The 11,596-nt window shown below is 70.5% G+C and carries 10 protein-coding genes and 1 tRNA gene; 4 read left to right on the forward strand and 7 right to left on the reverse strand.

From position 1 onward, the window contains the following. Positions 1 to 6: 6 nt before the first annotated feature. Both VG899_02715 and VG899_02720 read right to left on the reverse strand, forming a co-directional pair. Positions 7 to 627, reverse strand: a complete 621-nt coding sequence (locus VG899_02715) for a DUF47 family protein (GenBank protein ID HWA65265.1) — start codon at positions 625 to 627, stop codon at positions 7 to 9. A gap of 44 nt (positions 628 to 671) precedes the next feature. Then, positions 672 to 1,274 carry a TetR/AcrR family transcriptional regulator gene (locus VG899_02720; GenBank protein HWA65266.1) on the reverse strand — a complete coding sequence of 201 codons (603 nt, stop codon included), beginning with the start codon at positions 1,272 to 1,274 and terminating at the stop codon, positions 672 to 674. A 96-nt stretch (positions 1,275 to 1,370) separates the two neighbouring features. Between VG899_02720 and VG899_02725 the strand changes: the two genes are divergently transcribed. After that, positions 1,371 to 2,585, forward strand: a complete 1,215-nt coding sequence (locus VG899_02725; GenBank protein ID HWA65267.1) for an acyl-CoA dehydrogenase family protein — start codon at positions 1,371 to 1,373, stop codon at positions 2,583 to 2,585. Between the two features lie 52 nt (positions 2,586 to 2,637). Here VG899_02725 and VG899_02730 read toward each other — a convergent pair whose 3' ends face one another. From VG899_02730 to VG899_02740, 3 genes are read right to left on the reverse strand one after another with little or no spacing between them, the layout of a single operon-like run. Beyond that, positions 2,638 to 3,273, reverse strand: a complete 636-nt coding sequence (locus VG899_02730; protein ID HWA65268.1) for a hypothetical protein — start codon at positions 3,271 to 3,273, stop codon at positions 2,638 to 2,640. A gap of 21 nt (positions 3,274 to 3,294) precedes the next feature. Next, the gene (locus VG899_02735) at positions 3,295 to 4,791 is read right to left on the reverse strand and encodes a glycerol-3-phosphate dehydrogenase/oxidase (protein ID HWA65269.1); all 1,497 of its coding nucleotides are present in this window, start codon (positions 4,789 to 4,791) and stop codon (positions 3,295 to 3,297) included. After that, positions 4,788 to 5,369 carry a TetR/AcrR family transcriptional regulator gene (locus VG899_02740; protein ID HWA65270.1) on the reverse strand — a complete coding sequence of 194 codons (582 nt, stop codon included), beginning with the start codon at positions 5,367 to 5,369 and terminating at the stop codon, positions 4,788 to 4,790. The genes VG899_02735 and VG899_02740 overlap by 4 nt, the downstream gene beginning before the upstream one ends. Positions 5,370 to 5,413: 44 nt before the next feature. Between VG899_02740 and VG899_02745 the strand changes: the two genes are divergently transcribed. Further along, positions 5,414 to 7,087, forward strand: a complete 1,674-nt coding sequence (locus VG899_02745) for an FAD-binding oxidoreductase (GenBank protein HWA65271.1) — start codon at positions 5,414 to 5,416, stop codon at positions 7,085 to 7,087. Position 7,088: 1 nt separating this feature from the next. Here VG899_02745 and VG899_02750 read toward each other — a convergent pair whose 3' ends face one another. Further along, the gene (locus tag VG899_02750; protein ID HWA65272.1) at positions 7,089 to 8,612 is read right to left on the reverse strand and encodes a serine/threonine-protein kinase; all 1,524 of its coding nucleotides are present in this window, start codon (positions 8,610 to 8,612) and stop codon (positions 7,089 to 7,091) included. A gap of 211 nt (positions 8,613 to 8,823) precedes the next feature. On the opposite strand from VG899_02750, the gene VG899_02755 reads away from it, so the two are divergent. Next, positions 8,824 to 8,896 (forward strand) — tRNA-Arg (locus tag VG899_02755). Positions 8,897 to 9,078: 182 nt separating this feature from the next. Further along, a complete protein-coding gene (locus tag VG899_02760) occupies positions 9,079 to 9,975 on the forward strand; it encodes a PPK2 family polyphosphate kinase (GenBank protein HWA65273.1) in 897 nt (298 codons plus the stop codon). Here the strand turns inward: VG899_02760 and VG899_02765 are convergent. Continuing rightward, complete coding sequence (locus VG899_02765; protein HWA65274.1) at positions 9,972 to 11,558, reverse strand: MFS transporter; 1,587 nt, start codon at positions 11,556 to 11,558, stop codon at positions 9,972 to 9,974. The genes VG899_02760 and VG899_02765 overlap by 4 nt on opposite strands. Between the last annotated feature and the right edge of the window lie 38 nt (positions 11,559 to 11,596).

Genomic DNA, 11,596 nt, shown 5'->3' on the forward strand with positions numbered 1-11,596 from the left:
GCTGCCTCAGGACTCTTTGACGGCGATCGACTCAACCGTGTCCGCGACGTGCTCGAGGGCGTCCGCGGCTTCCTCGAGCTGCTCGGCGATCTCCTTCAGCTTCATCACCGTCAGCGCGTCGTAGTCGCCGCCGAACAGCCGGGCGACGAAACGCCGGAACAGCTTGTCGGCGTCGTTCTCGAGCCGGTTGATCTCGATCCAGTAGTCGCTGAGGTTCGACAACGACTTCAGCCGGGTCATCGCGCCGGAGGTCAGCTCGGCTCCGCGGACCAGGATCTCGCTGAGCTGGTGCATCTCCAGCGGCAGCACTTCCAGGTCGTAGAGGATGATCAGGTCACCGGCGGCTTCGAAGTAGTCCATGACGTCGTCGAGCCGGCTGGCGAGCCGGTAGATGTCCTCGCGGTCCAGCGGAGTCACGAACGTCGAGTTGACCTTGCGCATGATCTCGTGGGTCCGGTCGTCGCCGCGATGCTCGAGGTCACGCAGCCGCTTCGCGTGCTCCTGACGCTGGACGTAGGTGCCGGTGACCAGCTCGTTGAGCACCTGAGCGCCGTCGAGGAGATTGGCCCCCACGGCGGTGAACAGGTCGTAGAAGGCGTTCTCGCGCGGAGTCAGACGTAGGCGCACGGTCATCACCCTAGGGCGAAGGTGAACGCCGGATGAACGCGGTCTCAGTCGAGGTCGAAGCCGCTGACCAGCAGGGCGGTGAGCTCCTCGACCACAGTTGCGCGGGGGACCTCCGGATGGTCCAGCCACCAGTCCCCGGTCGCCTGCACCATGCCGGCGATCGCCTGTGCCCAGACCGTGGCCCGCATCTCGCTGATCCCGCCGAGGGATGGCTCGTTGCGGATGCCGATCGCGAGCTCGTCGCCGAACCGGCGTACGAAGCCTTCGACGTCTCCGCGCACCTCCGGCTCCTCCACCGCGGCACGCTGGCGCAAGAAGCGGTAGACCTGCGGTCGTTGCTCGATCGAGGCGAGATAGGCGTCGACCGTCGCCCGGGTCCGGGCGGCAAGACCGCCATGGGTGAGCAGCGCCGAGCGCAGTCGTGCGAGCAGCTCCTCGATGTGCCGTGCGGCGAGCGCGCGATAGAGCCCGCTTTTGTCCCCGAAGTGCCGATACAGGATCGGCTTGGTGATCCCGGCCTCCGCCGCGATCACGTTCATCGTCGCGGCGCTGCCCTCCCGCTGGACGACCCGGTCAGCGGCCTCCAGCAAGCCGGCGCGGCGTTCCATGACCGATGCCGCCACCCCGCTCACCCCCGCTCCACTCATCGGCTACTTGACAGTAGGTTACCGACGGTAACACCATGGAAGGGTTCCTGGACGGCATCGGCGACCGCGCCGGACCGCACCCTTGAGGAGACAGTCGTGGCCGAGTTCTCGCTCGATCTCACCGAAGACCAGATCACCCTCCAGAAGTGGCTCCACGACTTCGCGGCCGACGTGATCCGGCCGGCCGCCGCGGAGTGGGACGAGCGCGAGGAGACCCCCTGGCCGATCATCCAGGAGGCGGCGAAGGTCGGCATCTACTCCGTCGACTTCATGGCGCAGCAGTGGTTCGACGACACCGGCCTCGGGATGGTCGTCGCCCAGGAGGAGCTGTTCTGGGGCGACGCCGGCATCGCGCTGTCGATCATGGGCACCGGACTCGCCGCCGCGGCGGTCAGCGCCAACGGCACCCAGGAGCAGATCGGTGAGTTCGTCCCGGCGATGTACGGCACTCCGGATGACGTGAAGATCGGCGCGTTCTGCTCCTCTGAGCCCGACGCCGGCAGTGACGTCGGCGCCATGAAGACCCGCGCGGTCTGGGACGAGGCCGCGGGCGAGTGGGTGCTCAACGGCACCAAGACCTGGGCCACGAACGGCGGCATCGCCGACTGGCACGTCATCGTCGCCTCGGTCGACCCGGAGCTCGGTACCCGCGGGCAGGCGTCGTTCGTCGTACCTCCCGGTACGCCGGGCCTCAGCCAAGGCCAGAAGTTCAAGAAGCACGGCATCCGCGCCTCGCACACCGCCGAGGTCGTGATCGACAACGTGCGGCTGCCGGAGAAGTACCTGCTCGGCGGCAAGGACAAGCTCGACGTCCGGCTCGCGCGGGTCCGCGAGGGCCTGAAGGCCGGCGTCCAGCCGTCCATGGCGACCTTCGAGCGCACCCGCCCGACGGTCGGCGCGCAGGCGGTCGGCATCGCCCGCGCGGCCTACGAGGTCGCTTTGGACTACGCCAAGCAGCGTGAGCAGTTCGGCCGGCCGATCATCGAGAACCAGGGCATCGCGTTCAAGCTCGCCGACATGAAGACCCGCATCGACGCCTCACGCCTGCTGGTGTGGCGGGCGGCGTGGATGGCTCGACAGGGCAAGACGTTCTCCGCGGCCGAGGGCTCGCAGTGCAAGCTCTTCGCCGGCGAGACCGCGGTCTGGGTCACCGAGCAGGCGATCCAGATCCTCGGCGGCAACGGCTACACCCGCGAGTACCCGGTCGAGCGGATGCACCGCGACGCGAAGATCTACACGATCTTCGAGGGCACCTCGGAGATCCAGCGACTGGTGATCTCCCGCGCGATCAGCGGCGTGCACATCAAGTAACCGCGCCGTCCGGGTCTGCGGTCGCGGTTCGCAGCCGTAGACACGGACCGGGTCAGGGACGACCGGCCAGTGTGGTCGGCGCGCCCACCCACGCCTTCGTGATCGTCGCCCAGCCCGTCAGCTTGAACCGGAACCGGCCGTCGTTCTTCGCGACCCGGATCCGCCAGGCCTCGCCGCTCTTGTCGATCGGTCCCACCAGGACGGTGCGGAAGTCGTCGTAGCTGTAGTGGATGTTCTGGCCGTTGACCGTGCCGAAGTTGCCGGGGATCAGCGTCGTGCGATGCCCGTTGGCGAGCAGCAGTCCCCACGGCAGGCCCGCAGGCTTGCCGAGTCCGCCGGCGTTGACCCAGCGCGCGACCCGCAGCCTGGTGAGGCTCTTGTCGTACGGCGCGGACAGGCAGACGACGTACGGGTGGGTCGCGGTCACCCAGCACGGGTCGTAGCCGAAGCGCACGTGGCAGCTGTACGCGTTGCCCGTGGTCGGCGAGTGTGACCGGCAGGTCGCGCCGCCGAGGGTGCGCACCACGTGGTAGCCGGAAGCGACGTAGCCGCCGGCACCGACCGGGCTCACCTGCTCGATGACCGTGGCCCGCGACGCCGGCCGTTCGGTCGCTGCGCCGGTCGGCATCACCCAGGTCACACAGCACAGTCCGGCCAGAGCCGCGGTCGTCACGATGCGTCCGATCACGACCACACCCTGCCAGACCGCCTAGCGCTGAGCGGCAACGACCTCTTCGACGTAGGGCAGCGCCGCTGCCCGCCACGCCGGGACGAGGTCGAGGCGCAGCCGACGGTCGAGCACGTCCTCAGCGGTGATCGCGCCTTCGGCGCGGATCGCCCACGCCGCCTCGCTGCGCAACGCGGGAACGTCCGGGGCGACCGGCTCATTGCCGCCGAGCGCCGCGACGGCGTCGGCTTCGGCGCCGAACCGCCGGCGCAACCTCGGCGCGTCGGCGGCCGGCCGTGACGCGACGCCGACCAGCGGCAACGCCGCGGTGCGGCAAGCAGCGTCGGCGCCGAGGTTCGTGACCGCACGATCGACGGCGTCCTGCGCCATCCGGCGGTACGTCGTCAGCTTGCCGCCGACGATCACCAGCACCCCGTCACGGTCGAGCAACGCGTGGCGGCGGGAGATGTCAGCGGTCTCGCCGTCGCTGCTGCCCAGCAGCGGGCGCAGGCCGGCGTAGCGGCCGATCACGTCGTCAGCGGTGAGCGGGGCGCGTAGGCCGGTCGAGAGCATCTCGAGCAGGAACCGCTCGTCGTCGGTGTCGACCGTGGGCTCGTCCTCGATCGTCTCGACGGGGTCGTCGGTGAGCCCGATGAGCACGGTGCCGTCCGGACGTGGGCAGGCGAACACGAACCGGTTGATGCTGCCCGGCAGCAACACGTTGAACGCCGCCGTCGGGTTGCCCAACGACTCGCCACGCACCACGAGGTGCGCTCCCTTGCTGGGCCGCATCGGCACATCGGCAACGAGGTCACCGGACCACACGCCGGCGGCGACGATCACGGCGCGCGCGTTGATCTGCACCGTCGTACCGGTCAGCTCGTCGCGGACCGTGGCGCCGTCACGCGCGATCTCCGTCGCCGAGCAGTGCGTGACGACGCGCGCGCCGAAGCCCGCTGCGGTCCGCGCGATCGCCACGACGAGTCGCGCATCGTCCTCGAGCGCGCCGTCGACGTGCACGTAGGAACCCTTGACCTTCCCGACCTGCGGCACGACTTGCCGGGTCGCCGACTCGTCGATCCAGCTCGTCGGCGGCATCCAGTTCGGGGTGCGGGAGGCGGCGCGCAGGCCGTCCGCGATGCCGAGCAGGACCCGGGAGACCGCCCGGCCGCCGCGCGGGTAGGAGGGATAGAACGGCATGAGGAACGGCATCGGCCGGATCAAATGCGGCGCGATCACCGTAGCGAGGCGGTTGCGTTCGACCGCCGACTCCCACGCGACGCCGATCTGACCGGCCGCGATGTAGCGCAAACCGCCGTGGGCCAGCTTGCTCGACCATCGGCTCGTCCCCGCCGCGAGGTCGCGACGCTCGATGAGCGCGACGGACAGCCCGCGGCTGGCTGCGTCGAGCGCGACACCGGCTCCGGTCACACCGCCGCCGACGACGAGCACGTCGACGACCTCGCCCGCCGCAAGAGCGTCGAGGTCGCGCTGTCTGCGCTCCGCAGTCAGATACGTGTCGCCCGGGATCGTCGTCATGGCTGCAACCAGCCGTCGAGGCCGGCGTCCAGCTCGTCGAGCGCACGATCTCGTCCGACGCCGTCGAGCAGCCGGGCGGACACGACGAACGGGAGCACGGCGACCAGCACCGCGGTGGCCATCACCTCTGGGTCCCCCTTGCGGATCGAGCCGTCGGTGTGACCGTCGCTGATCGCGCGCCGCACGTGGTCGATCGCGAAGCGCTGCGTCGAGCCGATCCGCTCGGTGAGGTACGGCAGCAGCAGATCCGGATCGACGTCGATCACCCGTCGGAACAGCGGCTCGTCCGGCAGCCGTCGTGCGACGTCGACGGTCATGGCCACGAGACGGGCGCGGGCTGTCCGCCGGCGTGACGCCTTCGCCTCGGCATCCAGCAGAAGGGCCGCGAAGTCGGTGGTCATCACGGCCAGGATCAGCGCCTCGACATCGGGCACCATCCGGTACAGCGTCATCCGGCTGACCTTGGCCCGCCGGGCGACGTCGGTCAGCGTCGTACGCCGGACCCCGACGGCAAGCACCGAGTCGCGCACCGCGGCGGCCACCTCGGCGGGCAGCACGGTCGCCGCTGGAGGTGCCACCTGGATACTGTGACGTTGGGACGTCATATGTCACACTGTAGCGCATGCCTCACTCCTCGACCTCAGCCGCGGGCGATGCCGACAACGGGTCGACCTGGACGTCATGGGGAGCGACGCAGCCGACGCTGCCCGCCTCCGCGCGGCGGCTGCTGGGCGATCTGCTCGGCACGCTCACGTCGCAGCACCCCGCTCCGATCGAGCAGGCCCAGCTGGCGCCGTCGCGGCTGAGCGACACCGTGCGCGAAGCGCTCGAGGCCGCCGTGGGCGCGGCAGCCGTGCACACCGACGACGTCACCCGCGCCCGTCACGCCGGCGGCCAGTCCTACAGCGATTTGGTACGACGGCGCCGCGGCGACGCCTCGGATGCGCCCGACGCGGTTGTCCGCCCGGCGAACGCTCGTGAGGTCGCCGCCGTACTGCGGGTGTGCAGCGCCCAGCGGGTGGCGGTCGTTCCTTGGGGTGGCGGCACCAGCGTGGTCGGCGGCCTCGCGGCGCTCGACGGTGGTCTTGCGGCCGTCGTCGCCTTGGACCTCAGCCGCATGGATCGGCTGCTCGCCGTCGACCCGATCTCGCGGACCGCCACCTTCGAGCCGGGCATTCGTACGCCGGCCGCCGAGGCCGCGCTCGCCCAGCACGGGCTCTCGCTCGGTCACGTCCCGCAGAGCTTCGAGCGCGCATCGCTCGGCGGCTACGTCGTCACCCGATCGTCGGGCCAGGGCTCCAGCGGGCGAGGCCGCATCGACGACATGGTCCTCGGGCTGCGGATGACGACACCGGTGGGCGAGCTCGTCCTGCCCGCGATGCCCGGCAGCGCCGCCGGGCCCGACCTGCGCCGGCTCGTGCTCGGATCCGAGGGCACGCTGGGCGTCCTGACCGAAGTCACGCTGCGAGTGCGTCCGATCCCAGCGACGACGCACTACGAGGGATGGGTCGTCCGTAGCTGGGAGGATGGGACCCGTCTCGTGCGGACGCTGGTGCAGGACGGCCCGAAGCCCGACGTACTGCGCCTGTCGGATGAGGACGAGACCCGGATCTCCCTCGCGCTGTCCGGGACCAGCGGCGCCAAGAAGCGCGCGATGGACGCGTGGCTTCGGCTGCGCGGCGCCTCAGGTGGCTGCCTGGTCATCGTCGGCTTCGAAGGCCCAGCCGCCGACGTCCGGCACCGCCGCCGCGGCATACGACGCGTCATGCGCGCCGGCCACGCGGTTGGCCTGGGCACGGCGGCAGGGAAGTCCTGGGAGCACAACCGGTTCTCCGGTCCGTATCTGCGTGACACCCTGCTCGACGAAGGGGTGCTGGCCGAGACGCTCGAGACGGCGACGACGTGGTCGAAGCTGCCCGGCCTCTACCAGGGCGTGCGCGAAGCGCTGACCGGCGCGTTGACCCGCGACGGGCGTCCGCCGCTGGTCGGCTGCCACGTCTCACACGTCTATCCGGCGGGCGCATCGCTGTACTTCACGGTGCTGGCCGCAGCCAGCCCCGGAGCCGAGCTGGAGCAGTGGGCTGCGGCGAAGAGCGCCGCCAACGCCGCGATCGTTGCCGCCGACGGCACGGTCACCCACCACCACGCGGTGGGCACCGCCCACCGCGACGCCGCAGTGACCGACCTCGGCGGGGCGGAGCTCGTGGGCGTCGCCGCGTTGCGCGCCGTCAAGGAGCGGCTCGACCCGGTCGGCATCCTCAACCCGGGCAAGCTGCTTCCCGACGGTCCCGGCTGACTCAGAGCCCGAGGGTCACCGTCGACGTCGGGGTACCGGTTGGAACCGGCGGCGGGCTCACCGGCGGCGGGCTCACCGTCGTCGTCGGTGTCGGGGTGAGCGTGGGCGTTGGCGTCGGGGTCAACGTGGGGGTCGGCGACGGCGAGAGCGTCGGGCTCGGCGGGGTGAGCCTGGTGGTCGCGTCACTGCGGAACAGCGTCAGCGCGTTCGCGATCTGCTGACCCAGCTCGGGGTTCAGGTTGCCTTCCTGCTCCTGGGTGTCGACCGCCGTACTCATCTGGGAGGCGACCGTGTCGAGATCGGTGAGGTCCTTGTCCTGGACCGCTGCCGCGAGCTGGCTCAGGTACGGCGAGAGGGCGTTCGACGCCTTTGCCGAGATCACCCCCTTGCACACCAGGTCGGTCAGGGTGTTCAGGTCGTTGCCGACCTTGCCGCCCACCGACGGCACCGCCGTCCCGCAGTCGGCGGAAGGGCCGTTGGCGTTCGAGCCGTTGCTGTGGTGGGACAGCGCGAGGACGACGCCCACCGCGATCGCGACCAGCACAGCGGCGCCGAGCACCCACGGCCACAGCGGTCGCTGCCGCGGAGCCGGGCGCACATAAGAGGTCTCTGCCGCCGCGGCGGTCGGGAGCATGCGGGTCGGCTGGGACATGACGGCGGTCTCGGCCGCACCCGCGACCGGGACGCCGATCGCCATCGTGGAGTCGGCCGCCGCACCGGACAGCCGCCGCAGCCGGTCACTGACGTGTGCGGCGGACAGCCGCCCGGCCGGCAGCCGCGCGAGCATCCCGCCGAGCAGGTCTCGCCACTGCACGGGCAGCGAAGCGGGCACGGCCGGCGGCCGGGACACCCGTGCCATCGCCGCTTCGAGCGGCGGCCCGTCGTACTCCCGTCGCCCGGTGAGGCACTCGAGGAGGAGCAACCCGAGGGCGTAGACGTCGGCGGGCGGGCCGACCGGCTCGCCGGTGACCTGCTCGGGGGCGAAGTACGCCGGAGTGCCGACCACCTCACCGGCGCTGGTCACGTGGCTGGCGTCGACCAGGCGCGCGATCCCGAAGTCGGCGAGGTGAACCCGCCCGTCCGAGGAGATCAGCACGTTGGCCGGCTTCACGTCGCGGTGGATCAGGCCCTGGCTGTGCACGTAGCTCAACGCATCCGCGAGCGCCGTACCGATCTCGGCGACGCGCTCGGTCGGCAGCGCGCCGTAGCGCAGCTCCTCGGCCAGCGTCGGACCTTCGATCAACGTCATGACCAGGTAGGGCCGTCCGGTCGCGTCGTCCTCACCGGCGTCGAGCACCGTGACGAGCGAGGGGTGGTCCAGCCGCGCGAGCGTGCGCATCTCCGCCTCGTGGCGGCGCAGCTCGTCGGCGACGTCTGCCCGGAACAGCTTGATCGCGACGTCGCGATGCAGCCGCTCGTCAAAGGCGCGGTAGACCTCGGCGACGCCTCCCGAGCCGAGCAGCGCGTCGAGCCGGTATCGCCCGTCGAGCAGGCGGTCGCCGGGCGGCGGAGTGGAGCTGGTCATCCCCTACAGGATCCCGGAGTCGGGGCTGGCTCGCGACGCGCCGCGCCGCCCGTGATCTTGTCGGGACTGACCGGTCGTGCTCTCACAACGAGGTCACATACCCCACCGCGGACCCGTCAGACCGGCCGGATGCGGCCCGATCCGACGAGCTCACGCCCCCGCGGCGCGCCGTACCCAGGCATCCCGGTGCCGCCTAGCATTGCTACGCCCCGCCCTCTTAGCTCAGGGGATAGAGCGACCGCCTCCTAAGCGGTAGGCCGCAGGTTCAAATCCTGCAGGGGGCACGAAACCGAGACGGTCGAACCCGCCGCGCCAACCAAGGCCCCCGTCGTACGAAGTAGCACACAACCCGCCGCGAAATGTCGCGCTTCTGGCGCGATGTCCGAATCCGTGGCCGGGTTGTGTGCTACTTCGAACGGGCGGGCCGGCTTGGGAGGACAATCTCGGGCGTCTCGAAGGGGTCCACGTGAAGCTTCCGAAGTCCGTTCTGCGAGAGCTCGCGGTCGCTGCCGGCGACGAGGCGCGGCTCGCCAAGCGCGACACCAGGCACACCGACGTGGACTGGCCGAAAGCCGGAAAGGGCCGCGCGGCGAAAGAGGTCGCCGAGGAGGATCTCGCCGCCTTCAAGGAGGAGCTGCAACGGGTGCAGCAGCAGCTCTACGCCAACGGCACCCGGGCGCTGCTGTTGATCTTCCAGGCCCTGGACGCGGCCGGGAAGGACGGCACGATCCAGCACGTCATGTCCGGCGTGAACCCACAAGGGTGCTCGGTCAGCTCCTTCAAGCGCCCGTCGGACACCGAGCTGCGACACGACTTCCTGTGGCGTTGCACCCAGGCGCTGCCCGAGCGCGGGCGGATCGCGATCTTCAACCGGTCCTACTACGAAGACGTGCTCGTCACCCGCGTCCACCCGGAGCTGCTCGCCGATGGCGGCATCGACAAGCACAGCGGTCTCTGGCGCGAGCGCTACGAAGACATCAACGCGTTCGAGCGTCACCTCGACCGCAACGGCACCCGAGTGGTGAAGTTCTTCCTGCACGTCTCCAAGGCCGAGCAGCGGCGCCGGTTCCTCGATCGCCTCGACGACCCCGCGAAGCACTGGAAGTTCAGTACGGCGGACCTCGCCGAGCGCGCCCACTTCGAGGAGTACCAGGACGCGTACGAAAAGGCCCTCACCGCGACGTCGACGAAGCACGCGCCGTGGTACGTCATCCCGGCCGACGACAAGCCGACGATGCGAGCGCTGGTCGCAGGGGTGATCGTCGACGCGATCGACCGCCTCGACCTCGACGCGCCACGACCGGCGGCATCTGCCGAGGAGCTCGAGCAGGCCCGCGCGCAACTCCTCGCCGAAACCGACTAGTCCTGCGGCGGCCGGTTGGCCGTCAACGGCAGCCGTGTCGCTGCCGGCCCGCGCGCCGCGGACCAGCCGGCAACCAACGCGGCCAACCCGATCAACGTCGCCGACACGAACAACGCCGTCGACAATCCACTGTGAAATGCGCCGTACGCCGCGTCGTAGATGCGATCGATGAACGACGGGAACAGCGCCTTGATGCCCGACAGCGACCCGCCCTTGGCGGTACCGCCGTGCTCGTAAGCGTTGATGATCGACCCCTGGAAGAACGACGGGATGTGCAGCTCGCTCAGCCGCTGCCGCAGGTCCGCGGTGAGGCGATGGTTGACCAGCCCGCCGAGGATCGCCACCCCGAACACCACTCCGAGCTGGCGCGCAGTGTTGGTGGCAGAAGCCGCCATCCCGGAGTGCTCCGGAGGTACGACGTCGAGCACCAGCACCGTTACCGGCACCATCGCCAGGCCCATCCCGAGGCCGGTCAGCCCAAGTGACGCGGTGAGCGCCCCGAACGACGGATGGGTCGACAGCAAGGGTTCGCTGATTGCGATGCCTGAGCCGGCGACCAGGCAGCCCGCCGCCATCGTCCAGCGGCCGCCCCTGCCCACGACGAGCCGACCGGCCCAGATCGCCCCGCCCACCATGAGCACGGTCATGGGTACGAACAGCGCGGCCGTCCGGTAGCCGCTGTACTTCACGACGTCCTCGAGATAGAGCGCGGTGAAGAAGAAGATCGAGAACGTCCCGAAGTACACGGCGAAGGAGACGACGAGCGCGGCGGTGAACCGCAGTCGTCGGAAGTAGCGGACGTCGAGCATCGGGTAGGTCGCAGCACGCTCGCAGGCGACGAACGCGAACAGGCAGACCGCGCCGACGACGAACAGCGCGACGATTCCGGCCGAGCCGTAGCCGGAGCTCTCGCCTTGGATCATGGCGGTGACGATCGAGCCGATCGCCACGACCCCGAGGACCTGGCCCGCGACGTCGACCTTGGCCGTCGCCGGGTCGGCGCTTTCGGCGACGAACGCCCGCGCCGCGACGTACAGCACCGCGCCGACGAGGACGTTGAGCCAGAACACCGCCCGCCAGCTCCACAGGCTGACCAGTACGCCGCCCACGAGCGGGCCGAGCGCAAGTCCGAGGCAGGACACCGCGGCCCACACGCTCAAGGCGCGCGCCCGCCCGCGGTGGTCGGGGAAGATGTGCCGCAACACCGACAGCGTCCCTGGCTCGGACGCGGCCGCTCCGACCCCCATGACCGCACGCGCCGCGATCAGCACGCCGCGGGAGCTCGCAACGGCCCCGGCGAGGGACGCGAGGCAGAACACGACAAGGCCGACCAGCATCACCCGGCGCCGGCCGAACCGATCACCCAGCGTGCCTCCAGTCAGCATCAGACTGGCGAACGCCAGGGCGTAGGCGTCGACGATCCACTGCAGCCCGGTCACGCCGAAATGCAGCGAGTCCTGGATGCTGCTCAGCGACACGCTGACCACGGTCGTGTCCAGGAACGTCAGGGCGAGGATCCCGCAGACCACGACCAGCGCCGCGCGGCGGCCGCGAGCGGCATCGGGCTCGTGCCGGGTCGCCACACCATCATGGTGATGCACGGCTGCGGCACGGCCGGGTC

Source organism: Mycobacteriales bacterium (genome assembly GCA_035550055.1).
Lineage (GTDB): Bacteria > Actinomycetota > Actinomycetes > JAFAQI01 > JAFAQI01 > DASZTV01.

Bases quoted from the DNA above. Each gene is read 5' to 3' on its own strand.
- VG899_02720 (HWA65266.1), bottom strand. From the start codon at position 1,274: ATGAGTGGAGCGGGGGTGAGCGGGGTGGCGGCATCGGTCATGGAACGC.
- VG899_02735 (HWA65269.1), bottom strand. From the start codon at position 4,791: ATGACGACGATCCCGGGCGACACGTATCTGACTGCGGAGCGCAGACAG.
- VG899_02745 (HWA65271.1), top strand. From the start codon at position 5,414: ATGCCTCACTCCTCGACCTCAGCCGCGGGCGATGCCGACAACGGGTCG.
- VG899_02750 (HWA65272.1), bottom strand. From the start codon at position 8,612: ATGACCAGCTCCACTCCGCCGCCCGGCGACCGCCTGCTCGACGGGCGA.